Origin of the sequence: Gracilibacillus kekensis, from assembly GCF_900143085.1 — a bacterium.
Taxonomy (GTDB): Bacteria; Bacillota; Bacilli; order Bacillales; family Amphibacillaceae; genus Gracilibacillus; species Gracilibacillus kekensis.
The window spans coordinates 286,949-312,236 of sequence record NZ_FRCZ01000004.1 but is presented as its reverse complement, the minus strand read 5'-3'; the positions used below and the strand labels follow the sequence as shown (position 1 = coordinate 312,236).

Here is a 25,288-nt window from a genome sequence, read left to right as displayed (position 1 = left end):
CATCTTTTTCATGAATGCAAGTGTTTTTAATGAAGGGACGTTAATTATGGAGCAAGACAAGTCAATGCCAAATGAAAAAGAGATGGGGTATGTAGACCATTTCGCTGAACTTAGAAATCGATTATTATGGACCGCGTTTGTATTTGTCCTTTTCTTTGTGGGTGGTCTTTATTTTGTAGAGGATATTAGGAATTTCTTCTTGGATGACATTGATATAACTTTAAATCTAATTTCTCCTGAAGAAATCATCTGGATTATCTTTATGATTGCATTTGTTGTTGCGTTTGCGGCAACACTTCCATTTTTATGCATCCAATTATGGCTTTTTGTTAAGCCGGGGCTGACCAAGAGAGAACAACGGGTGTCATTGGGATATATCCCAATCGTTTTCGTGCTTTTTCTATCTGGTTTAGCATTTGGTTATTATATTTTTATTCAGCTTATTTTACCTTTTGTCTTATCTTTAAATGATGGCATGTTCGATACGATGTTTACGGTAGAAAATTATTTCCGTTTTATCTTCCGCGTTACATTACCGTTTGCGATTTTTTTTGAAGTGCCTGTGATCACGATGTTTTTAACCAGCCTTGGGATAGTAACACCGCATTTTTTAAGTAAAACTAGAAAATATGGCTATTTTATTTTAATTATTATCGGGACCATGATTTCGCCGCCAGATTTTATTTTGCAAATTGTTGTAGCGATTCCCTTAATCGTTCTATATGAAATTAGTATCGTACTTTCACGAATCGTCTATCGCAAAAAAGAAGAGAAGCATCAAGAATTTATGGAAAACCAATAAAAAAAGGAATGTTTGCACACAATGAAGTCTTTTTATCATTTTATGATGCAATATAGAGGGAATAAACAATTAGATGACCCAAAAAAGCTGGCAGATTGGATGTTTTATGATCACAGCTTTCCAAAACATGCGAAGGATTATGATGAAATTAGCGATTATATGGAGTGGCATACGCCATTTCCTGAAGCAATTGTAACGTTTGATCAGCTATGGGAGCTTTATATCGAAGAAGTAAGGCCATGAGTGATCCAACTCATGGCTTTTACTGATCATTTAGTATCTCAACAGCAACGACGTCTTTAAGCTGTATTACTCTATGCTCCTGCTCATTATAAAGACGGATAACTGAAGTTTGGTTATTTTTTATTTTATCTATTTTTCCAAAGAATGCCTTCAGTTTACCAGCCGAATGATACTCTATTTTAATTTTTTGTTTAACGCGTATTGCCTTTTGTAACGAATATTCCATTTCCAACAAATAATCTTCACTTAATATAGGTTTTTCAACTGGTCGTTCTTCTTCAAATAACTCCTGTAACATTGTGACGTGTTCTGGTAACATCAAAGATGCCCATTTAATTTTTCCTCGGTCGTGTACCACACTTATCACCTCATCAACAGTATACACAAACATACGTTCTATTTCAATAGACTTCGATACTTGTTCGTGTATAATATATTTAAAATTATGGAAGGGATGGTGAATGCTTCATGAAGATTTTACATACAGCTGATTGGCATTTAGGAAAGATTGTCCATGGCTTGCATATGACAGAAGAACAGGATCTTGTTTTACAACAATTGATAGATATCATTCAACAAGAAAGGCCTAACGTAATTATTATTGCCGGTGATTTATATGATCGAGCGGTTCCACCTCGGGAAGCAGTAGAAATATTAAATCGTTTTTTTACGAAAGTATCTGTAGAATTAGAAATCCCGATTCTAGCTATCGCGGGAAATCATGATAGTCCAGACCGATTAGGTTTTGGTACTAGTTTATTTCGATCTCAACAATTATATTTAGCGACATCGATCAAAGAAATATTTGATCCAATCCAATTTACCGATCAGGACACAGATTATTATTTTCACTTAGTACCTTACTTAGAACCAGAACAAGTGAAAAACTATTTTGAAGATGATTCCATTACCACGCATCACGATGCGATGAAACGTATTATTGAAGAAATAAAAAAAGACATGTCAGAAGATGAGAAGCATATTTTAATTGGACATGCTTTTATTGCTGGCGGAATGGAATCCGAATCAGAAGAAAGGTTAACGATGATTGGTGGATCACCATATATCGAGGCAGACTTATTTCGTTGTTTCGATTATGTAGCACTCGGACACCTTCATCAAGCCCAACGCATAACAAATGACTTTATCCGCTATAGCGGCTCTATTATGAAATATTCGTTCTCAGAAGCACATCATAACAAATCCATCACCATTATTCAACTCGATAAAGATGAAAAACAACTGAGAACAATACCGTTAACATCTCCACGAGATTTACGAATAGCGGAAGGCTATTTTAATGATTTATTAGAAGGAAAAGTTATCGAACCAACGGAAGACTATTTACAAATACAACTATTGGACGACGGACAGATTATAGACCCCGTTTCAAAACTTAGAAAACATTTTCCGAATGTCTTACGGTTAGAAAGAAAACACCAACTGGTCCATCAATCATTAAAAGAAATTGAATCTATTAGAGAAAAGCAAGAAATGACCCACGAACAGTTATTTGCGGCCTTTTATCAGGAAATTAAAGGAACTGAGTTAACAGAAAAACGTGCAAAATATCTTAAAGAAGTCATCCAAGACGTAATTGTCGACGAAAGGGGGAAATAACATGCGCGCATTAGAACTAGAGTTAACGGCATTTGGACCTTATAAAAACAAACAGCAAATCGACTTTACACAACTTGGCGATGAACCGATCTTTTTAGTAACAGGACCAACAGGTGCCGGTAAAACAACGATTTTTGATGCTATTTGTTTTAGTTTGTATGGAAAAGCTAGCGGAACTGAACGTGATCAAGACGCATTTCGCAGTCATTTTGCCCCTCTGTCTGAACTTACAACGGTTACTTTCACCTTTGAATTGCACCAAAAAAAATACCGTATAACAAGAAGCCCAAAACAACAAAAACCGAAAGCAAGGGGAGAGGGGTATACGGAAGAAGTAGCTAGTGCTAGCCTATATCGCGAAAATGAAAATAATCAATGGGAATTACTTGTTTCAAAAATAAAAGAAGTAAATGAAACAATAGAAGAGATGATTGGTCTTGATTATGAACAATTCAAGAAAATGATCATGATTCCACAAGGTGAATTCAGAAGGCTTATCTCTGAAAACAGTAAGGAACGAGAAGAAGTGTTACAGAAAATATTTCGAACTTATTTCTATAAAGATATGACAGATAAATTAAAGGATAAAGCTAAAGCATTAAAAGAACAAATGGAAAAATTAGAATGGCAATACAATCAGGAAAAAGATAAGCTACCTGAAGGATATGTTGATGAAGAATCAGAACAAGAAGTTAATGTTCAATTAGAAAATCAACTAACAGAGCTTTCTGAACAAAGAGAAAACTTAAAAGCCGATTTTAACAATGTCGCAAATCAATTAAGCTCCTTACAAGAAAAATATTATTACCAGAAACAGCTCGTTGATTATTTTAATGAGTATGCACAACAAATCGAGAAAGAGAAGGAATTCGAAACAGGCGAACAAAAAATAAACCAACTTCACAGACGGTTAGAACTAGCCAAAACAGCTGATAAAATAAAACCAGTAGAAGATTTATTGAATACTAGAAAACGAGAATGGTATGAACTACAAACGAACTATAGAAAATTAGAATCGGAAAAACAAAACCAGCAAGAAATGTTTGAAAAAGCAAAACTACAATATACAGAAGAAAAGCAAAATGAAAAAAAACGAGAGCAACAACAATTCGATCTAAAGGAACAAAAACAGTTATTATCGAAATTGGACAACTTCCAAACCACCACAAATCAATTAAAAAATGCAAAAGAAAATATCCAACAAACAGAAACAAACCTGTCAACCTTAGAGCAAAAAGTCACTGAATTAGAAAAAGCGAAAGAAGAAAGTTATCAAATTCGGGATCAAATACATCAAAAGAACGAAGTGGTTCAAAAAGCAATTTATGACTTAGACCAGTTAGAAAACAAGTTAGATAATGTAAAAGAATTACTAGCAGAATTTCATTATTTATTAGTCCTAAGAAAAGACTACCAGCAATATAACAAAGTAGTCGATAAATTAAATAAAGAAACTACTCATCAAAAGGAACTTTGTGAAACATTAGAACAAGAACGTAAAAACCATTTAGCTAGTCATCTTGCACAACAAATACAAGAAGGAGACGCTTGTCCTGTTTGTGGTTCAGAACAGCATCCTAATCTTGCTAACTTTCCCAAACAAGCTACTTCCGATGAGAGAATAGAAAAAGAAACAAGAAAATTAGCTTCGTTGCAAGAAGAAACGAAAGAAATGGAAATGAAAGTATTACAGATTAAGGAACAGGGAGAGGGAAAGAATCAGCTAGTCTCTCGCTTATTGAAAACGATCAAACTTGAGAAAGAACAGTTATCCGAAGATGCCTTAAGTAACTTAGCAGTATCCTTAACAAGTGAAGTATATTCGAAGAAACAATTAAAGCAGACTCAAATGAGTGAGTTAGAAAAACTACAAAGGAAATTAAAACAAACTGAGGAGATGCTTACAAAACTTGAACCTTTGAAAGTGGAACAGAAAAAATTACAAGCAAACTATCAACAGTTTTCACAAGAATATCATCAGCTTGATGCTACCTATACACAACTAAAAGCACAATTACCGAATGATTTTGAATCTGTTCAAGCCTTTCAAGGCAAAGTAGCTCGATTAGAAAAAGAGGTCCAAGCTGCAATTCAATATTGGAGAGACGTACAAGATTATTATGAGAAGGCATTAGAACAAAAAAATACAACAACAACCAAGAGTGATGAAGCAAAACATTACATGATTCAAGCTCAGCAAAAGTTTAAGGAACAAGAAGATAAATTTAAAGAAGTTCTGGATCAATATCAATTCTCATCGCTTGAATCGTATCAACAAGCCGTGTTGGTGAATGAACAACAGAAAAAAATAGAAAACGAGATTAATTACTTTTACGAACAGAAACATTTAGTGGAAGATCGTTTAAAAAGATTAAAAAATGAAATTAAGGATGCTACTAAACCAAACTTAACGATCGTGGAAGAAGCTATCCGAACGAAAACGAAAGAAAAAGAAGAGATAACCAAACAACAACAGACAAACTCGATTCATCTAGACCAATTAATGAACTCGATCAAACGACTAAAGACAATAGAACAACAGATGCAGGAAATTAATGATGACTATTACCATGTTGGCGAATTAGCAGACCTTGCCAAAGGCGACAATACAGCAAGACTTTCATTTGAAAGATTCGTTTTATCTACTTTCTTAGATGAAATTCTACTACAGGCAAATATCCGCCTCGCTCAAATGAGCGATCATCGCTATCAACTCATTCGCAGTGATGAGATCGCCAAACGCGGAGCTCAAAGCGGGCTTGACTTAGAGGTTCTTGATCATTACACAGGCAAAAGGAGATCTGTTAAAACATTATCGGGAGGAGAAGGCTTTAAAGCGGCCCTCAGTCTTGCACTTGGAATGGCGGATATTGTCCAAGCACATGCTGGTGGTGTACAGTTAGATACTCTATTTATTGATGAAGGGTTTGGAACTCTTGATGAGATCTCCCTTGAGCAAGCAATCAAATGTTTAAAAGATTTACAACAAGACAACCGGATTATCGGTGTTATTTCCCATGTAGCGCAATTAAAAGAGGAAATAAAAGCCAAATTAGTAGTAGAAACCTCTCCAAATGGATCTACTGCATCCTTTAAAATTGGTTAGACAGTCAAAAGCTAACAAAATCCAACATGAATCTTTTCAATACTGTCAAATCATGCGCTTGCCCAGGAAATATTATTAACCAAGCCTGTTGATCTTTATTTTAATTAATAAACATAGCTATAACTGTTGATCTTACAGATAAAAAAGATAAATTAACACCATGAGTAGTTCAATTTTTGAGAGCAACTGCATAGTTTGCACTCTTAAATAGAACTACTCTTTTTATGTAAAATTCTTTTAAATTATAATTAGATTTGCATTAAAGCCCTCACAAATCATAAGAGTATTTAAGGGCACATGGTGTTTTTATGGTAAAATAAGTTAAGGAAATAATGTTCAATGAAAAAGGTTATTTAAAGTAGTTAAATTGAGGACAAGGTAACAGAAGAAAATTGATGAAGATCTACATGTTCGAGAGGAATGAATTTAAGAGAATTAATAAAGAAACGAATTATAGTCACCGAAGACGAAATAAAAGAGGTAATTCCTTTGCCCATATGAACATTGTAACTTCATTAAGTGAACTGATTCATCTTAATATTAGGTAAAGGATGTAGAGAGCGTGCAAAACAAATTTCTAAAATTAATTTCATACGTTGAGGATATAAAAGAACGCAATAATAGCAGTGCTTCGTCTTTAGTTATAATTAAAGATAACAATATTATATTAGAACACTATAGCGGTTATCACTCTAACTCACTGGATTCACTACCAATTACTCCAATTTCACAATTTAATATAGCTTCTGCTCGAAAAAGTTACTTAGGTCTAGCGATATCTTATGCCTTATATGAAGGTAAAATTAGGGATATTGATGATCTAGCAATAGACTATTTAGAAACTCCCTATAAGAAAATATTTGCTGGTACAACAATAAGGCATTTAGTTACGCATTCACACGGATTAAATCAGAAAGAAGACGGAACGATTTACCGTGAATTTAATCCTGGAGAGAGTTGGGTTAATAGAGGAATTAATGTTTTAATGATGTCTCAGCTTATAAACGAACTGTATGGTAAAAGCTATCCTTTATTATTAAAAGATAGGATATTTTCACAACTTGGATTTAAAGAAACCTTTTGGCACATAAAACCTAATGAAAATTTAGTGCCAGTAATAGAAAATCCTGAGGTCAAAGCAAATTTTAAACTGGGTAAATCTATTGATGGAACTGAACCCAACCTACATACCTCAACTCGTGAGTTTGCGTTATGGGGCAACCTTCATTTAAATAATGGATTTGTGAATGGAAAACAACTTGTTCCAAAAGAAGTTATACAAATGGCGACTACACTTCATAGTCCAAATTATAAAGATAATCAATTACCGAAAAATGGATTTTTTTGGTATGTACAAGACAAGCCATCGTTAAAAAGCGAAATTGGTGAAAGAGTTCCTAAAGGTTCATATCAAATACTGGGAATTACAGGACCAACATTGTTAGTAATTCCTGAGTATAACCTTGTCGTATCAAAAATGTACAATAAAATGTATAACTATGGAGGTGACAATTATCTTCATTACTTAAGAGAATTCAGTAATCTAGTAGTTGATATTTTTAAATAAAGGTATTACCAGGATATTATAGGTATATATATCGTAAAAAAAATTGTTGGTTCAACACATGATTGTTCTAATTAGCACTCAATAGTTTAAATAAGAATAGGGTTTGGTATAACATGACAACTCTCCACCTAATGGTCGGGCTCCCTTGCAGCGGCAAGACTACCGATGCTCAGAAACTCGAAAATAAATATTCAGCTTTACGACTTACTCCTGATGAATGGCATACGCGATTAGGTCATGATTTCGGATATAACATGACAGAAGTGGATGAGGCTATCCACAACAAAAGACATGATGCGGTGGAATCTCTAATGTGGGATATTGCAGCTAGAATGTTAATTCTTGGTGTTGATGTTATCTTAGATTTTGGATTTTGGACTAAAAAGGAGCGGGAGGAATTTCGTTTTCGTGCTAATACATTAGGAGTTACATTAAAAATCCATTATAACGATATTTCAAAGGATGAATTATTTGAACGTTTAAGATCTAGAAATGCTCAGAAACCTGAAGCGACTTTTATTATTCCTAAAGCAAAACTAGAGGAATGGATAAAAATCTTCGAACCACCTTCAGCAGACGAGCTTGACTAATACAAAACTAGTGCATGTTGTTTTATATTTTGAAGTTTAAAGGCGGTTACGTTATGAATGAATTTAATTATGAAAGTTTCTACAATAAGATCGGAAAAGTTAATGGTTGGGATTTTAGCAATGTAAAGTCTTTCACTGAAGGTGTTACGTGGGACTTTTATGATGAAGTTCAGAAAAGAAGTAAACAAACGGATGTACTATTAGATATAGGTACTGGTGGAGGAGAAAATTTAATACGAATTTCATCTTCATTATTGTTCTCAATTGGAATAGATTTATCAAAAGGAATGTTAGAAACTGCAGCAACCAACCTTAAAAATGCTGATGTTTCGAATGTGAAATTTTTTCATATGTCATCTGACTATTTGCAATTTCCCTCTGGCTTTTTTGATGTCGTTTCAAGTCGCCATGCACCATTTTCTTCTACAGAATTATTTAAGGTATTAAAAAGTGGTGGATGGTTTCTGACACAACAAGTAAGTGAAGCAGATAAATTAAATATAAAAAACACCTTCGGTCGCGGGCAAGCTTATGATAAAACGGACGGAACATCAAAAGGAAGATATATTCGTGAACTTAAAGAAGCAGGCTTTTCTGAGGTTCAATCTGTTGAGTATGATGCCATTGAATATTTTCAACGACCAGAAGACCTACTCTTTTTACTGACTAACACACCAATTATTCCTGGTTTTGGGGAAGATAGGAAAGACTATAAAATATTAAATGAATTTATTAAAAACAATCAACATGCAAAAGGGATACGAACAAATTCTAAGAGGTTCCTCATTATTGCCAAGAAGTGAATTAAATAAATATATTAATTAGAGGATAAAGACTTATTTTACTATAAGTCTAGAAACGGCTGATCATTAGGGAGGAAAACTTTATGAATAAATTAATTAAGGTTCTTTTAGTTGTGACCATAGGGGTATGTTCTATATTTATTTTAATTGGAATAGTTTCTTTTTCTTCGATTTCCAAGACTGAAAACCAACTGCCAATTGAGATGATCGCCTTCAATAGTCTGTCTGATGAAGAAAGTGATTTAATACCAGCAAGCCCAAAGGATTCCATCGTAAAAAATATACCCGTGAATAACGAAATAAAAAAATCTATTTCAAAAACTTATAATAAAGACAAGGTTTATTCTGTTACTTTTAACCATACGGAGACAGATACTACTGGAAACCTTGTAATTTTTGTTGGTTTAGATAAAAAAACGGTTGTCGGCAGTAAATATCAGCCTAAATGACGATGCCTATACACATAATGGTCTTCCTACATAGACTATAGCAACATGTATACGGAAAGGAGAATGAGTCATGTTTCGACCACCTAATCAACCACCGTTTTTTTCCCAGCAACAAATGCCACCACAGTCATTCCTTAATGGGTTCCCGCAACGATCAGCTCTACCAAGCCAAATGACAAATCCAACAGGACTACAAGGAATGCTTCAGAGAATTTTTCCTTCACAAGCTGCTAACGTAGCTTCAACTGCTGGTGGAGGCTCAAATTTAATGGGTACGTTGAATAATGTGCAGCAAGTTTTAAAAGTTGCACAACAAGCTACACCGTTAATAAAAGAATATGGTCCAATGATTAAAAATGCCCCAAAATTAATTAATATGATGAAAGCTTTAAATGATATAAATAATGAAGATGACGCAGAAGAGGAAGCATCAATGAATACAGAAGAAAAAGCTGAAACATCATCTGAAAAACAAACACAAACGAACTCCACTCCTCAAAAGATAGAAACAAAAGGGTCACAACCAAAACTTTTCATATAATAACCTAGAATAGCGCAGAGCCCCCACTTAGAAACGTAGCGACTAAAGCAGAAATAAAGGAATCACGGTGAGCTTTCGAGCCGATGATTCCTTTCACCAATTGTCAAGTCTTCTTTATCGTAGATTGATTCGTGAAGGCTCGGAACTAGACACCAGCTAAAATTTTATACTTTTCAAATGTAATACTAAAAACAGAGCACTTGCATTTTTTTACTGTGAAGAGCACAATAAAAGTAAATAGATAAATAGGAGGCTTTTTCTATGACAAAGCAATCTTTAGAAACTGCAATATTCGCAGGTGGCTGTTTCTGGTGTATGGTGGAACCATTTGATCAACAACCAGGTATTGAACAAGTTGTTTCAGGTTATACAGGAGGAGACAAGCCTAATCCAACATATGAAGAAGTTTGCACCAATACAACCGGCCATCGCGAGGCCGTAGAAATCACTTATAATCCTAATGTTTTTCCATATAAAAAATTATTAGACCTCTTCTGGCAACAAATTGACCCTACAGATCCAGGTGGTCAATTTCATGACCGTGGTGAGTCCTACAAAACCGCAATCTATTATACAACGGAGCAACAAAAACATTTGGCAGAAACATCGAAGCAACAATTAGAAGAAAGTGGAAAATTTAATAAACCAATTGTAACTGATATTTTACCAGCTAAAACGTTTTATGAAGCAGAAGAGAAACATCAAGATTATTATAAAAAGCAACGCTTTCATTATCAGATGTATAAAAAAGGTTCAGGACGAGCGGATTTTATTAAAAAAAATTGGAGTAAATCCTTCACAAAAGAAGATTTAAAAGAAAAGTTAACCCCCATCCAATACCATGTTACACAAGAAAATGGAACGGAAAGACCTTTTGACAACGAGTATTGGAATAACCAAAAAGAAGGTGTCTATGTAGATATTATTAGTGGTGAACCTCTTTTTACAACTAAGGATCAATATGATGCTGGATGTGGTTGGCCAAGCTTTACCAAACCATTAAATCGGAATGCGATTGAAGAGAATATGGATACTTCACATGGTATGCGTCGAATTGAAGTAAGAAGTGAAGATTCAGATTCTCATTTAGGTCATGTCTTTGACGATGGTCCAGTCGATAAAGGTGGAATGCGTTATTGCATTAATTCAGCTGCTCTCCGATTTATCTCAAAAGATAAATTAACAGAGGAAGGGCTTGACCACTATTTATCATTATTTGAATAACTTCCCGTCCAAGCGGGGAGTTTTCTCTATTATAGAGTGATCCGTTTAAAGGGTGTGCGACAAATGATCAAAAATATATACTATCTGTTATTAATGTATGCCGTTTCATTGATTACAACTGGTTTGTTTATCGTATTACATATTCCGTTGCCGTGGATATTAGGGCCATTAGTTGCTGTATTCTTATTAAATTTTCTGACCAAATTTCACTTGGAACAAAATAAAACCATCTTAAATGTAAGTTTTCTACTAACGGGTGCTCAAATTGGTTCTACTTTTACGTCTACCACATTAAAAGGAGTAATTCCTTATTTTATTCCATTTTTAATAATTACCATATTATTAATAGTCATTTGCATTCAAAGTGGAACACTCTTAGCTAAATATGCGAATATAGAAAAAACGACTGGCATTTTAGGCAGTGTTCCCGGTGGTTTATCGGTGATGGTTGCTATGAGTGATTCGATGAAAGCTAATACAGGTTTAGTTGCTATATTTCATACAATCCGCTTAATGGCTGTCTTATTTATCGTACCCTTACTAGCTTCCTTCTTCTTTACTGATAATCATGCAGAGCTAGCTTTACCAAATGAAACACCTTCAGAGTTCAGTGGGTGGACATTTGTAATATATGTATTACTTTTTGGTTTAGCCTTTTTATTGCGTTTTAAAATTCCTGCTTCATATGTTTTGATACCGATGATGATTATTGCCGTAATCAAACTATTATCACTGCCAATAAGTGATGTACCAATAAGTTTGTATCATTTTGCTCAGTTATCTATCGGAATACATCTGGGATTGTCTATCAGAATGGCAGACTTAAAAAAAGCGGGTAATTTTTCCTGGATTTTCTTCTTATTTACTTGTTTTATTATTTCAATATCTACCGGATTAGGATATATATTTGCGCTATTTTCCGAATTAAGCTTTGCTACAGCTATGTTAAGCTTAGCACCTGGAGGTTTAGTGGAAATGGCAATTACTGCCGGGGAAGTTAATGCAGATCCTGCTATTGTTGGTTCACTTCAGTTAGTGCGAATGCTTTTTATTATTTTACTATTGCCATTTTTGTTAAAGAAAATGTACATCCTTCCAATAGATAGACAATAATAATATTATGTTAACTATTATAGAAATCCTTGTATAATCAACGATTAATGTTTATGATAAAAGAGAGGAGGGAAGTTGGCATGATTCATCAAAATTGGGAGAATAACGAAACAATTAAGAAAATAAAATGTATCCACACAAACGCAAAAAAATACAAAGTGAATTCTGTTCTTACAGAAGGAAAAATATATGATGTAAAAAATGAAACAGATGAGTTTTATTTTGTAATCGATAATACAAATCGCATAGCTGGATTTAAAAAGGACTATTTTCAACATGTATAATCTTGTTTATACCTGCAAATTGTTGGGAATAAATAGATAATAGACTTATTCGTATCTTTCTAAACTTTTCAAAGATTCTCCATAGGAGCTGATAAAATGAAAAGAATTCTTATGATCCGTCATTGCCATGCCATAGGTCAGCACAGTGATTCACCTTTAACAAAAAAAGGAAATCAGCAGGCTTATGAATTAGCAAGAAAATTAGAACAACTTAGTTTTCCAATACACCGTATTATTACTAGTCCGTATTTACGTGCGCAAGAGAGTATAAAACCATTTGCCACTCGTCAAAATATATCTATAGAAATAGATGAACGTCTCAAGGAACGCTTATTAAGCGAACAACCAATCGATGACTGGATCGATATTTTAGAAGAGTCTTTTCAAAATTTCCATTTTAAATTACCTGGGGGAGAATCTTCGAGTGATGCCTATAGTCGATCAGAGGCATTATTAAAAGAATGTATGGAAGATGTAGAAAATGAGAACATTATAATCGTAACACATGGTAATCTACTTGCTTTAATGTTGCAAAGATTTAATATTGATTTTGGATTTCAAGAGTGGAAGACCCTTACTAATCCTGATGTGTTTCTTATCCAACGAATTGGCGGAGAATATATAACAGAGCGTATTTGGGAAGAAAATCAAACAAATGATTTTAAATATTGATTGCAATCTCTAGGAAATGAGCTATAATGGTATTCGAACTTTCGAAATTATGATAGAATAACTATGTATAGAGATACATAACGATGAATCGTTAAAGGAGGGGATCGTCTTGGCATTTGTAATAACATCGCCTTGTAAAGAAGAAAAAGCAGGAGAATGCGTAGAAGTATGTCCTGTAGATTGTATAGAGGAAGGGAAAGATATGTTTTATATCGATCCGGATATTTGTATTGATTGTGGGGCATGTGAAGCTGTATGTCCTGTAGAAGCAATCTACATGGAAGATGAAGTTCCGGATAATGAAAATGAATATATTTCATTAAACCGCAAATTTTTCGAGGAAAAATAAGATATAAAAAAAACCGCTATGAGTTAGCGGTTTTTTAATACACAATTTCGAATTTTTGATAATTATGAACTGTTTCACACTCAGTTACTTCTATATTTTTGACCTTAGCAAAAAATGAAGGACCTTTCTTCACTTTTTTTATAAATTGATCTACTTGTTTATCTTCACCTACTGCTTCAACCTCAACTGCGCCATCAGCGAGATTTCTTACCCATCCAACAATATCGTTTTCAATAGCTGCTTGTTGCGTATAAGCCCGAAAACCTACACCCTGAACTCTACCTGACACAACTAGATGTATACGTCTCACTAACATCACCTCTTAGGAAAATACTATCATTCTTTCCATTGAATTTCAAAGCTTAGAAAGGAGTATTATTTTGAAAAAACTATTTGTAGATGAATTACAAGACTTTAGAATTGGCCATCAACAAGATACCGATGCTCTAACTGGCTGCACAGTTATTATTTGTGAAGAGGGTGCTACAACTGGAGTTGATGTGAAAGGTGGTGCACCTGGCACAAGAGAAACGGATCTATTAGCATCAGAGAATACCGTAGAGAAAGCACATGCCACATTTCTATCAGGTGGCAGTGCCTTTGGGTTAGATGCAGGCAGTGGTGTTATGTACTTTTTAGAGGAAAGAGATATAGGATTTGATGTTGTATTTGCAAAAGTTCCAATAGTACCAGGTGCGATACTTTTTGATCTTGGAGTTGGTTCTCCATCAATAAGACCAGACAAAATGATGGGATATCAAGCATGTGTAAATGCTTATGAAAATACAAGTGTATTCGGAAATGTTGGAGCTGGATGTGGCGCGACCGTTGGAAAAGCTTTGGGAAATGATTATAGTATGAAATCTGGTATTGGATTTGCAGCATATCAGTTGGGTTCATTACAGGTCGCAGCAGTAGTTGCTGTAAATGCGATCGGTGATATTGTGGATCCTATCACAAATCAGACGATAGCTGGATTATATGATAAAACAAAACGACAATTTTTATCATCAGAGGAAACTTTAATTTCACAGGCGGAAAAGAAATTATTAGCTCAAGATCGCTATTCGGGAAACACTACAATCGGTACTATTATGACTAATGCTAACCTAACAAAAGCACAAACTAATAAGATAGCTAGTATTGCTCAAGATGGAATTGCAAAAACAATAACCCCTTCTCACACTTTAATAGATGGGGATACCTTATTTATGATGGCTTCCGGTAAGGTAGAAGCAGATCCAAACGCAATAGCAATAATAGCAACAAAAGTAATACAGGAAGCAATTATTGATGGTGTAAAAAAAGCAACATCAGTTGCAGGAATTCCCAGTTATAATGATATTTTTTAATGATGAGCAGATAAACACTGCAAATAGTTCATATATTCAACCTTCTTGGGTAAAGCTATTATAAAAGGAGACTTTATAATCTTATCTAAAAGGAAGGGTATGACGATGCATAAAACAATCTGGCAAGATACTTATAACCTTACTCCATTTTCAGCTTTAAATAAAAGTTTATCAACAGAAATAACCATCGTTGGAGGAGGTATGACCGGCATCCTTACTGCTTATCTTTTAAGTGAAAGGGGTGTAAAAGTTATATTAATAGAGAGAGATCGGCTGGCGCTAAGTACTACGGGACATACTACTGCTAAAGTTACGGCGCAACATGGATTGATTTATCATGAATTAATCGAGCACATGGGGTTAGAAAATGCTCAACATTACTACCAAAGTCAGTTGGATGCCATAACCCTTATTCAAAAGTTAATTGAGGAAAATGAAATACATTGCAATTTCGAAGAACAGCAGGCGATATTATATACCAATGATGATAAAAACAAAAAGAAGTTATTACAAGAAGCAGAAGCATATCAAAAATTAAAAATAAGTGGTCAATTGAAAGATAATATTCCTTTCCCAATCCCAGTAAAACAGGCATTGGTAATGAATAAACAAGCACAATTTCATCCATTAGCATTTTTAGAAGTGATCATCAAGAAACTGATGAGAAATGGAGTGGAAATTTACGAAAATACCACTGCAGTTGATATTGATGTACAAGAACAAACGATTGTCAGAACTGCTCGAGAATATAACATTATATCAGAAAAAGTGATCGTTGCTACTCAATTTCCGTTCTACGAAGGTCAGGCATTTTATAGTACAAGAATGTATCCTTCAAGATCGTATTGTTTAGGATTTACTTCAGAAGATAATTATCCGGGTGGAATGTACTTAGACATAGACCAACCAAAGCATTCCTTGCGATATGTAAAGCATAACGAAGAAAACATATGGTTATTGGGTGGAGAATCACACAAAACAGGGCAATATAATAAAGAAAACCATGATCCATATAGTGACTTAGAGAAATACGCTTACAAATATCTACCTGTTAAGGAATGGAAATATCAATGGTCTGCACAGGATTTTACAACTTTAGATAAAGTTCCTTATATAGGAATTTTAAATAAGAAACATCCAAATATTTTTGTAGCGACTGGATATCGAAAATGGGGTATGACGAACAGTGCGGTTGCCGCACAAACATTAACAGATTTAGTTACAAATAAAGACAATCCGTATCAGGAATTATATAAGCCACAAAGATTCCATGCAGATCCTGACTTAAAAAAGTTTGTCAGTAATAATACGAATGTAGCGAAAGAATTTATTAAAGGAAAAGTGATGAAAAAGCCAACAGAACAAATAGAACGGAAACAAGCAACAAAAACAAAAATAGATGGACAAACAGTTGGCTTATACAAAGATAATAATAATCAAATTTATGCCGTCGATACAACATGTACACATTTAGGCTGTGAATGTAATTGGAATCAAGTTGAACTAAGTTGGGATTGTCCATGTCACGGTTCGAGATTTTCATTTGATGGTAAAGTAATCGAAGGTCCAGCAACCAAAGATTTAAAACAAGTTGACTATAAATAATAAATTGTCTCAATATCTCAAGTATACTTTGAATTTGAGATGTTGAGACCAATTCTATATTTAACTTCCGATAATATATATTATGTAAACTAGAAATAAAACTGAACAAAATAATAACGAGCCGTACGAATCTAATAATTATGGTGGATGACCCTATAACCTATTTGATTCGATAATAAATGTATGATCGGAACAATTTTTTTTCTACTTTCATAAGTACTAGGTACTCGTCAATTGCATCAATAAGTGTACGGAGCTGATTGATTTTACGTTGATCCCGCCTTAAATAATACCAGAATACATTCAATTCCTTACTATTCACTGAAGCAATATCATTGTTTTTAAATTGTTCTTCTAAATAACTTAAATCAATAATTAACATTATGCGGATTTGTTCTAGTATTATGTTAATGGTCCTATGAATAGAGAGATTAGGTCGGATATATATCATGAGAATAATAAACAATCAAGAGTAACTGGAATCACTTCTTCCACTGCCTTTGATTCATCTACCTTACTCCTTTAATCACTTACTTAACAGGCCTAAACCCCCACCGATGGAAGTCTCACTTTATTATAAAAAAATACCTAACCATATTGCGATAGCAAGAGCGAGGCAAAGCAGCCGCTTCTCAACTGCTGTTAATTCCTCTACATTCTCTCCATTTACTCTTAAAACAATCCAGATTGCATAAACTAAGATAATACCAACACCTATTGCGGCAACCGGACGCGTACAAGCAATCCAGATGAATAGCAATCCTACAATCATAAAGTAAAGTAAAACAGGAAATTTGGCTCCTTTAGTTCCCATACGTTCTACTGCCCATACGACAGACGTTCGTTTCATTGGTTTTGCTTTTTGGTCTGCATGTCTGTCAGGAATATGATGAAACATGACCCATGCCATGCACCAAACGGCATTAACGAGCGCATTTTGCCATGCCCAAGCTGGTATAGATTCTAGCATTATCCATGGCAAGGCAATGGCTATCGCTAGCATGGTAGGAAATAAGCTGAACCATTCTCCTATAAAAGGAATATAAGCAAATTGAAATGGCTTCAAAGAATACGACACTGCACCCCATATACCAACTAAGGTTAAAATGGCGAATTCTAGATAACCGAATACAGTAAAGAGAAATGCCATGAAAATTAAGAAAACACTCATCAATGTGCCAAGCTGCTTTAGCATGGTTACCGTCATTGCATTCGTTTGGATCACTCTACTTCCACCAGAAAGTATGCCTGGACTATATTGATCTGTTCCCGATTGATGGTCCGCTATATCATTTAACACATGCGTTAATACACCATGAATCAAAATAGCACCTACCAAAAGCACAGAGGTGGTTCCCAATAAGGTTAACCACGAAACTTGATAATAGAAAATCAGTGGCAGGAGCATAGATAAAATCGTTGCTACACTGGAGAATACAACGGCAACTAGACGTAATAACATAGCAAATCCTTTTAGACTAAATGCTGATTGAACTGGAATCATAGCAAACATCCTTTTTATTTTTAATTATGGGGTACAGACAACATTTTAACGAAAATATACGCTAAGACGATATTTTGAACAAATTTTAATATATCAACCAGTACCAGGTCATGAAGAATACATATCGCAGCACCTGGACCCATTTATGAACCAGCAATAGAACCAGCAGCTCCAAATACGGCTTTCCCCATCCTATTCGTAATTTAACCAGGTTTCAGCATACGTTCAGCACGAGTCGTTGTACCAGTATCCGTTCCAGTATTTACGCCAACCGTTTTCTTTACATCTGGACTATCTTCGTTTCCATCCTAAATCTCCTGAAATCACCTTTTCTAGCTTTGCGATGACTTTGATGACTTCTTTCATATTAGGTTCAATCATGAATACAACTCCCTTATTCCAAATAAGCCCCCCGTTAGTGACTACTTTAAATCGTTTGAGGGCTTTATTTTCTCTTCATAATCGTCCTTAGTAATCTCCCAAATGTCGAAGTCCACTTTCTGAAGACGATTTTTAAATATGTATTTCATACCCTCACCCACTTTATAATTTTAGGTCTTAAATATTATTCTACAAACACCCAATCACTTCTTTCTTCAATTTACTGCTAGTTAGCTCAATATCTGTGTAATTTAATTTTAACATAACATTCCCTCGAATCATCCACAAAAAGAAAAGACCATCATGTTAATGATAGTCTTGGTTCAACTCTTGCCCCCGTTTGTTTAAGTACATTCTTTCACAAACATAACCCATAATCTTCATTTGTTACAGTAATGCTTCACAGTATGTTTTCACTATAACTAGCACTAAGTATAATCCACCAGAAATCAGTTTTCTCTGTTTTTAAGTTGTAGACGATTTAGAATTGGAAATCCCCATCCTTCTTTAGCAAGACTTCAGTTCCACCTTCTTTAATGCCCACTACTTTCATATCCTCGGTACCAAAGGTCACATTGACTAACAAAAGCGAAGTATTAGACCCGCTGCCTTCAACTCTTCTTCAGATTGGTCAATGCCATTCTGAATATTGGGAGGAGATGCATTTCCGATTCAATATGACGGGCTTACGTAAAAAATGGATTCAATTTGATTTTACGGAATATTTAATGCGTTCAAAAAGCAAATAATTGGCCAGTGAAAAAGATTAACCCACACTTCGTTCTCCCTACATATTTTTTTGTAATAGTGTCTACTGTTATATTAGGTATGACAACTATCTACTTCTATATTCCCATCCAAAAGCAAAAGAGGACAGAAATCTCTGCCCTTCTTTTCAAAGACTTATACTTTTGTAAGGTTACAATAACAACAGAAATTATAATTTTTTTGAAGCCAATAAATAAGTTCTCGTCTAACTCTAGCCCTTTATTCCATACAAAAATGCTACAACAGTTGACTACCCTAAGGAAAATTTCCTCACTCTTTTTTTACTCTAATATTATTATTGTGAAATAATATGTTTAATCGCTTCCTTAGATGTTCCGAATTTAGGGACGTTATACAAACCTTTTTCAATTGCTAGACTTTGAGCTAATTCAGGTTTAACCCCCACCATAAAAGCTTCAATCCCCATAAGAGATAAACAGCTGCTCATTTCATTAATTTTATTGGGTAGTTCTTTATTCCATTTCTTTATCCCACTAAAATCAATGATTACATATTCAGTATCTTCTTGTTCACACTGTTTTATTAATTTCTTTAATATAATTTTAAAACGGCTTTTATCTACAATTCCTAATATAGGGATAGCTAGAGTATTATCCCATACATGTAGAATAGGAGCTGATAGTTCTTGAATGATTTCTTCCTTTCTTTGCTCTTCTTCTACAACAGTAGTCACGTCCATTAACATAACAACATAACCAACAATGGTTTTATCACTTTTAATTGGGTTAATAATTATATCAGCGACATATTCATTTTTTATATTTATTCTTGAGGAATGAGTATCAAGTAAGTTGTCCATAATTTTTTTTTGATAATCTGGATTTCGGTGGAAGTGACTCATATTAATTCCTATTATGTCTTCTACCTTTTCAACATCAAAAAATGAAATAACCTTTGTTAACAAGTTAACTGCTTTAGGATTAATCCAAACTATATTATAATTCACATCAGCAACGATAATATTTTCTCCAATAGCTTCTAATATTTTTTTTGCGTCACTAAAAGAGGATAAGGTTCCAATTGAAGTCATTATATAAATCCTCCTCGTTTTTTTAAAATCTCATAATATTAATTTCATATTATATCATTTTTAAACAAGAATTTCGATTGAGAATAATTCGCTATAAGAAAAACATTAACTTGCTTCGAATACTTCACCCGTTATTTGCCTACAAAACGATTCCTTTATTGTGTATGTAGGCTTTTTTATTCATAACACACCCGAAAAGGTGGTGATGTGGATAAAAACATTAAAAGAGTGCTTTTACTATTCTATATTTAATTATCATGTAGTTGCTTTCGAGGATAATTGTTGGGTGGAAGATAGGGGTAAATATGAAAATAGAGCTACAGTTATGTGCTTTACGAATGGCGATTATTGCACGTCAACTGGAAGCGAGCTTAATACACCATTCAGATGAAAATAAGCATGAGTCGGACAGGCACTATGTAAATAACTGAATGGTTCCTAAATATATAAGGCTCTTTAAATTGATTTTTTTGTGTTTATACTCAAATTCGAGATTAGTTCTCTGCGTAAATTTTAGACCCTTAGAGAGCCGTGTAAACCTCTTGAAGCATAATAAGGATTCTGCTCCATTGTGGTACATAAAAACCGTGTCATAGCGACGATCACAAAAGATGGCAGCGCCTAGTTCTCTAATATTACCAGGCGTTTTTACCCAGCTCGATGTTTTTCTATCAAAGCTATCAAATTTCTGTGGCTCACGGTATTGTTCTTCCGTTAAAAGTTCAATTCCCATGTCATCTGCCATATCAATAGCGCTATTTTCTGGTTTGTGTTTTTTCCTTGATTCTAGAGCTTCACGATCGTAACAAACACTTCTACGGCCCTTAGGACTTCCCTCTGCACAATCATAAAAAATGAACTCATCATTCTTCTTATCATAACCAACAACATCTGGTTCACCGCCAGTTCTTTCCATTTCACTAAGTGCCCATTTCTTGTCCGGATTGGCTTCCAGTTTTGCTTGAACTTTGGCCCATTCAACATCTTTAGGGCGGTGCGTGTTTTTTTAAAAACCGATCTTTCAATGCTAATGCTTTATTATAACATGAAGAAGAACGAATCACCTTTATTATCTCAAGTGCCTTCTATTATTAAATAATTGTACAATACTATCAATGATCACTAAACCATTTCGTAACCTTGGTCCCGACACCTACAAAGGTTTCTAAAATAGCTTGTGCTCCTGCAATAGATAATATAAAAATTACTGGCCATGCTAAATCTGGAATCATCATAAAAGCAATAGTTATAATAATTGCACTCCAAACTCCAGCACACCAATAACAATTAAGAAGATAGCCGAATTTAGATGTTGGAACGTTTTTTGTATGCTCCAATCCACTACCATCTTTTGTTTTCTCTTTTTTTAAAAATGGTTTTCTGATAAATTCTGTTATTTTGTCAAATACAATCAAGTGTGTAAAGCGATAGCTTGCTAATATAATAATTAAATAAGTTAGCCAATCCATGTTTTGCAACTATTATCTATCCTTTCAAACGTTCATTAGTAAATAGTTTACATAATAATATTACTGTAAATTATTAACCGAAAAACTCTTTAAAGGCCTGCTTAGTAGCTTCACGATTTATTTTTGCGATTGAAGTAGTTAACGGAATTCCTTTAGGACAAACTTGTACACAATTTTGCGAATTACCACATGATCCTAGTCCTCCGTCTCCCATAAAAGATTTTACACGCTCACCTTTCTGCATTTCTCCGGTTGGATGAATATTTTTCAAGTCGATTTGTGCAAACACAAATGGGCCTAAAAAGTCAGAGCTATCATTCACATTCGGACAAGCTTCTAAACATACACCACAAGTAAAGCATTTCGATAATTCATAACCCCATTGACGTTTTGTCTCAGCCATTCGTGGACCAGAACCGATATCATATGTACCATCTATTGGAATCCATGCTTTTACGCGTTTTAAGGCGTCAAACATTCTCTGCCTTTCTATCACTAAATCGCGAATCACTAGAAAAGTTTCCATCGGTTTCAACCGAATTGGCTGCTCTAATCGATCAACTAACGTAGAACATGCTTGTCTTGGTCTATCGTTAATGATCATAGAGCATGCTCCACACACTTCCTCTAAACAGTTCATATCCCATTGTACAGGAGCCGTGTGTTTACCTTGTTTATTAACCGGATTTCTTCTAATCATCATTAATACAGAAATGATATTCATATTAGGTCGATATGGTACAACAAACTCTTCCTCATACGGATTTGATTCTGGATTGTCTTGTCTTTGAACGGTAACTTGTAAGTTTTCCATTGTGTCTCTCCTTATTGACCTTATATATAAACCAATCATCCCAGTTTAACGAAATTATCTCGGAAGCAGAAAGTTGGCCTGATCTTGCTTTCTCCATCTCCTGATCTGACAGTCTGATGTTTAAAACGCCAAATACTTTCTGTTCTGTTTTTTCTTCCTTCCAATCACCAAACACTTGGATCAGATTATATAATGTGTATACGGATAAGCTCTCAGCGTAAAATTCCCAATAAGTATAATGTTGTTGATCACAATCTCTTTTAAAACGAACCCTATTCTGCTTAGTAAACTTTTCATGAGGTTTGAATGGGATATCTAAAGGTTGAATATGCATGGTCCGCCCTCCTTTGCTTCTTCATAGTGTGAGACAAATAATTCCATATTATTCATCTTTTAAGAAGTAAGACGGAAAAAACAGCTATAAAAATAAAAAACCTAAAATGAAGATACTACTCGTCGTTTTAGGTTTGAGGGAATACTTATGCTATTTGTCCATTTTGTAACCGTAAGTAATACCTTTGCAGTATACGATTAAAAAAATCTATAGAAAAGCTTGATCTATTGGGAAGAAATCTCTTTTAAATGATACATATTTCCAAATTTTAATGAATGCTAATAGGCTCCAATAGAACCAAATCCAATAAAAAGGATAATCAGTATTGAAAAAAAATCATATTTGACAATTGGTTGTTCTTTCTTTGAAAAAATTAAATAGATCATGATTTCAGCACCTAATATTATAATTAAACTCGAAAGCCACAATTGGAATAGCATCACGATATCCCAACTAGTATTGAATTGAGACAATAATAAAATAATTCCTAAGCCTATTAATGTCATTCCCATTGATATCGATCCTACCCGCCATTGTCTCATTCTACATCCTCCTTCTTGGTTTTTTTGAACCAATAATCAATTTGAAACCACCACCAATTAATAATAAAGCAACAATAGTTACTTGGAAATATTGGTGGTAATAATGCCAAATATCCACGTTAAACAGCTCTCTAATCGTATCTGCCATAGTTGGTAATAGAACGGCATCAAATAAGTAAAAGAAACCTAATACCAGTAAACCTATCCCGATCCATTTTTGCTGATTTACTAAGTATTTTATTACAGGTACATCATCCACAATTTCATATTCTAATTTGTTTGCTAATTGGAGCGCATCAAAAAAACTGAAAAACCATATGATTGGAATTAAAAACAAGAAAATAGATAGATTTAATACATCCAAAATATAGATCGATAGTAAAAAGGCCACCATTAATTGCAGACCACGTTTTTGCAAACCTAAGTACATATGTCCAGCCCCAGGAAAGATAGATAATGCGGTAGCTAACATTTTACTTTTCTTACCTTCTTCTCTAAAGTCATCAAAATCATCCATGATCGTTTTATCTTTTACTGGATCTCCTATTTGCTTTTTATTTAAAAGTTGTATTGCGTCAAACATACTATAGACCCATATTATTGGGAGTGCTAATAAGAAGATTAAAAATACAGCACTCGTTATGAAACTCACAAAAAATACCATCGTTATAATACCGAAGAATGCTGTCACAATCGTTAATCCCCTATGTGTTAAACCTAAATAAAAGTGGCCAACACCAGGGATTAATGATAATAAAATGGTTGAAAAACGCTCATTTTGCTGTAGTTTTTCTTCACTAGAATCTGCTTGTTTAAGTTTAGAATCTATATTGGACCTTGTTATCAATGTGAGGACAATGTCAATCATATTTACAATCCAGATTAAAGCTGCTACTGCAAAAAAGAATAGAAATATAGTATCGCTATATACCAATACTCCTGTTATAAAGGCTAAGCCTAACACACCAATAAAGAAAAATGGATACAGTACACCACGAACTTTAAAACCTAGATATAAATGGCCGAAACCAGGGAAGATCGCTAAGAAAAATGCTAATATTGGTGATTTCATTAATTATCTACCTCCTTAATTTGATCTAATAATTGATTTGTTTGATGCATGAGTTGTTCAGTTATGGATGGTCTACCTTCCAACTGTTGATCATTTGTTACCTCTATAAACACCTGAAAGACTCCCGTTAACATTAATACAACAGTCAAACCGGCCGCTATAATGTAATTAGCAATTACTTTTTTTGGACTTAATTGGCGAGGATTACTTTTGGGATGTTGCTTTTCAGCTTTTTCTACTACTTGATTAGTAAAATCATCAGATAAAGTAATAGATAGTGAATGATTTTCTAAAAATGCAAAATAAGTATCCATACAACCTTCACATTCATATAAATGATTTTCTATGATTTCTTGATGATCAGCATCTAAATCTCTACTAATAAACTTCCTCAAGCAACTCTCCTTAATATGACTCATCAAAAATCCTCCTCCTTCCAATGTTGCTTCATCCAATTTCTCGCTCGATATAAACGCATTTTAACAGTAGACTCTTCTAGCATTAGCTTTTCTGAAATTTGCTTATAACTATATCCTTTTAAGTAGTAATAATGAACAACTAATCGTAATTTTTCTGGAATTTGCTCGAGTGAATCTCGAACACGCATTATTTTTTCCTTTTCCAAAACTTCCTTCTCAACATGGTTTCCTGTACTCCATTGATAGTCTTGATCAAAAGCGGTAAGCTCTTCTTTTTGACGTTGTTTTTTTCTTTTATAATCGATTGCTTTGTGGAGTGCGATTCGGCTTATCCATGTTTTAAATCCTTGTGACTGATAGGTGGAGAGTGCATCGATCATCTTTATAAATGCTTCCTGTGCAAGATCTTCTGCATCTTTTTCATTATGTACAACACTTAGAGTTACTTTAAATACATGATGTTTATATCTTTCGATAAGCATTCTTAATGCTTGCTTATTTCCTGCTTGTATTTTTTTAATTAACAGCTCATCGTGAATAGCACTCTCCCCCCTTTCATTTTATTCCCACTTCTATAGACGATATAAAATTAAAAACTACTACAAATTTTCAGT

At 34.1% G+C, this 25,288-nt stretch carries 29 protein-coding genes and 1 pseudogene; 17 read left to right on the top strand and 13 right to left on the bottom strand.

Features of this window, described 5'->3' with window-relative positions; genetic code table 11:
• Positions 1 to 46 precede the first annotated feature (46 nt).
• Positions 47 to 802: a twin-arginine translocase subunit TatC gene (tatC, locus tag BUC25_RS11735; RefSeq protein WP_073202181.1), complete on the top strand. Its 756-nt coding sequence runs from the start codon at positions 47 to 49 to the stop codon at positions 800 to 802.
• Between the two features lie 21 nt (positions 803 to 823).
• Positions 824 to 1,045 carry a YozE family protein gene (locus tag BUC25_RS11730; RefSeq protein ID WP_073202060.1) on the top strand — a complete coding sequence of 74 codons (222 nt, stop codon included), beginning with the start codon at positions 824 to 826 and terminating at the stop codon, positions 1,043 to 1,045.
• Between the two features lie 19 nt (positions 1,046 to 1,064).
• On the opposite strand, the gene BUC25_RS11725 is transcribed toward BUC25_RS11730, so the two are convergent.
• The gene (locus BUC25_RS11725; RefSeq protein WP_073202059.1) at positions 1,065 to 1,403 is read right to left on the bottom strand and encodes a YolD-like family protein; all 339 of its coding nucleotides are present in this window, start codon (positions 1,401 to 1,403) and stop codon (positions 1,065 to 1,067) included.
• A 110-nt stretch (positions 1,404 to 1,513) separates the two neighbouring features.
• Between BUC25_RS11725 and BUC25_RS11720 the strand changes: the two genes are divergently transcribed.
• From BUC25_RS11720 to BUC25_RS11665, 12 genes are all read left to right on the top strand, one after another.
• Positions 1,514 to 2,665, top strand: coding sequence for an exonuclease SbcCD subunit D (locus BUC25_RS11720; protein ID WP_073202058.1), 1,152 nt, complete (start codon positions 1,514 to 1,516; stop codon positions 2,663 to 2,665).
• Position 2,666: 1 nt separating this feature from the next.
• Positions 2,667 to 5,771 carry an AAA family ATPase gene (locus BUC25_RS11715; RefSeq protein ID WP_073202057.1) on the top strand — a complete coding sequence of 1,035 codons (3,105 nt, stop codon included), beginning with the start codon at positions 2,667 to 2,669 and terminating at the stop codon, positions 5,769 to 5,771.
• A gap of 562 nt (positions 5,772 to 6,333) precedes the next feature.
• Positions 6,334 to 7,338 carry a serine hydrolase domain-containing protein gene (locus BUC25_RS11710; RefSeq protein WP_073202056.1) on the top strand — a complete coding sequence of 335 codons (1,005 nt, stop codon included), beginning with the start codon at positions 6,334 to 6,336 and terminating at the stop codon, positions 7,336 to 7,338.
• 113 nt (positions 7,339 to 7,451) lie between these two features.
• A complete protein-coding gene (locus tag BUC25_RS11705) occupies positions 7,452 to 7,928 on the top strand; it encodes a P-loop nucleotide/nucleoside kinase family protein (protein ID WP_073202055.1) in 477 nt (158 codons plus the stop codon).
• Positions 7,929 to 7,981: 53 nt separating this feature from the next.
• Positions 7,982 to 8,731, top strand: a complete 750-nt coding sequence (locus BUC25_RS11700; RefSeq protein ID WP_073202054.1) for a class I SAM-dependent methyltransferase — start codon at positions 7,982 to 7,984, stop codon at positions 8,729 to 8,731.
• 83 nt (positions 8,732 to 8,814) lie between these two features.
• Positions 8,815 to 9,180 carry a hypothetical protein gene (locus BUC25_RS11695; protein ID WP_073202053.1) on the top strand — a complete coding sequence of 122 codons (366 nt, stop codon included), beginning with the start codon at positions 8,815 to 8,817 and terminating at the stop codon, positions 9,178 to 9,180.
• A 70-nt stretch (positions 9,181 to 9,250) separates the two neighbouring features.
• Entirely contained in the window at positions 9,251 to 9,721 is a 471-nt protein-coding gene (gene vrrA, locus BUC25_RS11690) for a VrrA/YqfQ family protein (protein ID WP_073202052.1), read from the top strand.
• 261 nt (positions 9,722 to 9,982) lie between these two features.
• A complete protein-coding gene (gene msrA / locus BUC25_RS11685) occupies positions 9,983 to 10,945 on the top strand; it encodes a peptide-methionine (S)-S-oxide reductase MsrA (protein ID WP_073202051.1) in 963 nt (320 codons plus the stop codon).
• A gap of 63 nt (positions 10,946 to 11,008) precedes the next feature.
• Positions 11,009 to 12,058, top strand: a complete 1,050-nt coding sequence (locus BUC25_RS11680) for an AbrB family transcriptional regulator (protein WP_073202050.1) — start codon at positions 11,009 to 11,011, stop codon at positions 12,056 to 12,058.
• Positions 12,059 to 12,138: 80 nt separating this feature from the next.
• The gene (locus tag BUC25_RS11675; RefSeq protein WP_073202049.1) at positions 12,139 to 12,342 is read left to right on the top strand and encodes a DUF6501 family protein; all 204 of its coding nucleotides are present in this window, start codon (positions 12,139 to 12,141) and stop codon (positions 12,340 to 12,342) included.
• A gap of 96 nt (positions 12,343 to 12,438) precedes the next feature.
• Complete coding sequence (locus BUC25_RS11670) at positions 12,439 to 13,014, top strand: histidine phosphatase family protein (protein WP_073202048.1); 576 nt, start codon at positions 12,439 to 12,441, stop codon at positions 13,012 to 13,014.
• Positions 13,015 to 13,123: 109 nt separating this feature from the next.
• Entirely contained in the window at positions 13,124 to 13,363 is a 240-nt protein-coding gene (locus BUC25_RS11665; RefSeq protein ID WP_073202047.1) for a ferredoxin family protein, read from the top strand.
• A gap of 34 nt (positions 13,364 to 13,397) precedes the next feature.
• Here BUC25_RS11665 and BUC25_RS11660 read toward each other — a convergent pair whose 3' ends face one another.
• Positions 13,398 to 13,679: an acylphosphatase gene (locus tag BUC25_RS11660; protein WP_073202046.1), complete on the bottom strand. Its 282-nt coding sequence runs from the start codon at positions 13,677 to 13,679 to the stop codon at positions 13,398 to 13,400.
• 64 nt (positions 13,680 to 13,743) lie between these two features.
• Here BUC25_RS11660 and BUC25_RS11655 point away from each other — a divergent pair, with 64 nt between their 5' ends.
• Together BUC25_RS11655 and BUC25_RS11650 are read left to right on the top strand one after the other, a co-directional pair.
• Positions 13,744 to 14,715 (top strand): P1 family peptidase, encoded by a 972-nt coding sequence (locus tag BUC25_RS11655; RefSeq protein ID WP_073202045.1) that lies wholly within the window; start codon positions 13,744 to 13,746, stop codon positions 14,713 to 14,715.
• A gap of 105 nt (positions 14,716 to 14,820) precedes the next feature.
• A complete protein-coding gene (locus BUC25_RS11650; protein WP_084543453.1) occupies positions 14,821 to 16,320 on the top strand; it encodes an FAD-dependent oxidoreductase in 1,500 nt (499 codons plus the stop codon).
• 160 nt (positions 16,321 to 16,480) lie between these two features.
• Here the strand turns inward: BUC25_RS11650 and BUC25_RS11645 are convergent, their stop codons facing one another.
• The 3 genes from BUC25_RS11645 to BUC25_RS11630 all read right to left on the bottom strand — a co-directional run bounded on the left by BUC25_RS11645 (position 16,481) and on the right by BUC25_RS11630 (position 20,024).
• Positions 16,481 to 16,702: a hypothetical protein gene (locus BUC25_RS11645; RefSeq protein WP_073202043.1), complete on the bottom strand. Its 222-nt coding sequence runs from the start codon at positions 16,700 to 16,702 to the stop codon at positions 16,481 to 16,483.
• Positions 16,703 to 16,894: 192 nt separating this feature from the next.
• Entirely contained in the window at positions 16,895 to 17,824 is a 930-nt protein-coding gene (locus BUC25_RS11640) for a prenyltransferase (RefSeq protein WP_073202042.1), read from the bottom strand.
• Between the two features lie 1,444 nt (positions 17,825 to 19,268).
• A complete protein-coding gene (locus tag BUC25_RS11630) occupies positions 19,269 to 20,024 on the bottom strand; it encodes a hypothetical protein (protein WP_073202041.1) in 756 nt (251 codons plus the stop codon).
• 305 nt (positions 20,025 to 20,329) lie between these two features.
• Between BUC25_RS11630 and BUC25_RS19705 the strand changes: the two genes are divergently transcribed.
• Positions 20,330 to 20,455 (top strand): hypothetical protein, encoded by a 126-nt coding sequence (locus tag BUC25_RS19705; protein ID WP_280174057.1) that lies wholly within the window; start codon positions 20,330 to 20,332, stop codon positions 20,453 to 20,455.
• An 82-nt stretch (positions 20,456 to 20,537) separates the two neighbouring features.
• Here BUC25_RS19705 and BUC25_RS11625 read toward each other — a convergent pair.
• The 8 genes and pseudogenes from BUC25_RS11625 to BUC25_RS11590 form a co-directional block, all read right to left on the bottom strand.
• Positions 20,538 to 21,030, bottom strand: a pseudogene (locus BUC25_RS11625) (DUF4256 domain-containing protein); the annotation flags it as partial.
• A gap of 106 nt (positions 21,031 to 21,136) precedes the next feature.
• A complete protein-coding gene (locus BUC25_RS11620; protein WP_170862689.1) occupies positions 21,137 to 21,502 on the bottom strand; it encodes a DUF1360 domain-containing protein in 366 nt (121 codons plus the stop codon).
• Positions 21,503 to 21,566: 64 nt separating this feature from the next.
• A complete protein-coding gene (gene sdhB, locus BUC25_RS11615) occupies positions 21,567 to 22,307 on the bottom strand; it encodes a succinate dehydrogenase iron-sulfur subunit (protein ID WP_073202040.1) in 741 nt (246 codons plus the stop codon).
• Positions 22,249 to 22,641 (bottom strand): hypothetical protein, encoded by a 393-nt coding sequence (locus BUC25_RS11610; protein WP_073202039.1) that lies wholly within the window; start codon positions 22,639 to 22,641, stop codon positions 22,249 to 22,251. The genes sdhB and BUC25_RS11610 overlap by 59 nt, the downstream gene beginning before the upstream one ends.
• Before the next feature lie 278 nt (positions 22,642 to 22,919).
• Positions 22,920 to 23,183 (bottom strand): hypothetical protein, encoded by a 264-nt coding sequence (locus tag BUC25_RS11605; RefSeq protein WP_073202038.1) that lies wholly within the window; start codon positions 23,181 to 23,183, stop codon positions 22,920 to 22,922.
• 1 nt (position 23,184) lies between these two features.
• Positions 23,185 to 24,255 (bottom strand): hypothetical protein, encoded by a 1,071-nt coding sequence (locus BUC25_RS11600; RefSeq protein ID WP_073202037.1) that lies wholly within the window; start codon positions 24,253 to 24,255, stop codon positions 23,185 to 23,187.
• Positions 24,255 to 24,674 carry a hypothetical protein gene (locus tag BUC25_RS11595; protein WP_073202036.1) on the bottom strand — a complete coding sequence of 140 codons (420 nt, stop codon included), beginning with the start codon at positions 24,672 to 24,674 and terminating at the stop codon, positions 24,255 to 24,257. The genes BUC25_RS11600 and BUC25_RS11595 overlap by 1 nt, the downstream gene beginning before the upstream one ends.
• Positions 24,674 to 25,186 (bottom strand): RNA polymerase sigma factor, encoded by a 513-nt coding sequence (locus BUC25_RS11590; protein ID WP_280174058.1) that lies wholly within the window; start codon positions 25,184 to 25,186, stop codon positions 24,674 to 24,676. The genes BUC25_RS11595 and BUC25_RS11590 overlap by 1 nt, the downstream gene beginning before the upstream one ends.
• Positions 25,187 to 25,288: the final 102 nt, after the last annotated feature.

What these genes read in the sequence shown, in the direction of transcription:
- tatC (WP_073202181.1), top strand. Translation starts at nt 47, where the DNA reads ATGGAGCAAGACAAGTCAATGCCAAATGAAAAAGAGATGGGGTATGTA.
- BUC25_RS11730 (WP_073202060.1), top strand. Translation starts at nt 824, where the DNA reads ATGAAGTCTTTTTATCATTTTATGATGCAATATAGAGGGAATAAACAA.
- BUC25_RS11720 (WP_073202058.1), top strand. Translation starts at nt 1,514, where the DNA reads ATGAAGATTTTACATACAGCTGATTGGCATTTAGGAAAGATTGTCCAT.
- BUC25_RS11715 (WP_073202057.1), top strand. Translation starts at nt 2,667, where the DNA reads ATGCGCGCATTAGAACTAGAGTTAACGGCATTTGGACCTTATAAAAAC.
- BUC25_RS11705 (WP_073202055.1), top strand. Translation starts at nt 7,452, where the DNA reads ATGACAACTCTCCACCTAATGGTCGGGCTCCCTTGCAGCGGCAAGACT.
- BUC25_RS11700 (WP_073202054.1), top strand. Translation starts at nt 7,982, where the DNA reads ATGAATGAATTTAATTATGAAAGTTTCTACAATAAGATCGGAAAAGTT.
- BUC25_RS11695 (WP_073202053.1), top strand. Translation starts at nt 8,815, where the DNA reads ATGAATAAATTAATTAAGGTTCTTTTAGTTGTGACCATAGGGGTATGT.
- vrrA (WP_073202052.1), top strand. Translation starts at nt 9,251, where the DNA reads ATGTTTCGACCACCTAATCAACCACCGTTTTTTTCCCAGCAACAAATG.
- msrA (WP_073202051.1), top strand. Translation starts at nt 9,983, where the DNA reads ATGACAAAGCAATCTTTAGAAACTGCAATATTCGCAGGTGGCTGTTTC.
- BUC25_RS11680 (WP_073202050.1), top strand. Translation starts at nt 11,009, where the DNA reads ATGATCAAAAATATATACTATCTGTTATTAATGTATGCCGTTTCATTG.
- BUC25_RS11675 (WP_073202049.1), top strand. Translation starts at nt 12,139, where the DNA reads ATGATTCATCAAAATTGGGAGAATAACGAAACAATTAAGAAAATAAAA.
- BUC25_RS11670 (WP_073202048.1), top strand. Translation starts at nt 12,439, where the DNA reads ATGAAAAGAATTCTTATGATCCGTCATTGCCATGCCATAGGTCAGCAC.
- BUC25_RS11660 (WP_073202046.1), bottom strand. Translation starts at nt 13,679, where the DNA reads ATGTTAGTGAGACGTATACATCTAGTTGTGTCAGGTAGAGTTCAGGGT.
- BUC25_RS11650 (WP_084543453.1), top strand. Translation starts at nt 14,821, where the DNA reads ATGCATAAAACAATCTGGCAAGATACTTATAACCTTACTCCATTTTCA.
- BUC25_RS11645 (WP_073202043.1), bottom strand. Translation starts at nt 16,702, where the DNA reads ATGTTAATTATTGATTTAAGTTATTTAGAAGAACAATTTAAAAACAAT.
- BUC25_RS11640 (WP_073202042.1), bottom strand. Translation starts at nt 17,824, where the DNA reads ATGATTCCAGTTCAATCAGCATTTAGTCTAAAAGGATTTGCTATGTTA.
- BUC25_RS11630 (WP_073202041.1), bottom strand. Translation starts at nt 20,024, where the DNA reads ATGACTTCAATTGGAACCTTATCCTCTTTTAGTGACGCAAAAAAAATA.
- BUC25_RS19705 (WP_280174057.1), top strand. Translation starts at nt 20,330, where the DNA reads ATGAAAATAGAGCTACAGTTATGTGCTTTACGAATGGCGATTATTGCA.
- sdhB (WP_073202040.1), bottom strand. Translation starts at nt 22,307, where the DNA reads ATGGAAAACTTACAAGTTACCGTTCAAAGACAAGACAATCCAGAATCA.
- BUC25_RS11610 (WP_073202039.1), bottom strand. Translation starts at nt 22,641, where the DNA reads ATGCATATTCAACCTTTAGATATCCCATTCAAACCTCATGAAAAGTTT.
- BUC25_RS11605 (WP_073202038.1), bottom strand. Translation starts at nt 23,183, where the DNA reads ATGAGACAATGGCGGGTAGGATCGATATCAATGGGAATGACATTAATA.
- BUC25_RS11600 (WP_073202037.1), bottom strand. Translation starts at nt 24,255, where the DNA reads ATGAAATCACCAATATTAGCATTTTTCTTAGCGATCTTCCCTGGTTTC.
- BUC25_RS11595 (WP_073202036.1), bottom strand. Translation starts at nt 24,674, where the DNA reads ATGAGTCATATTAAGGAGAGTTGCTTGAGGAAGTTTATTAGTAGAGAT.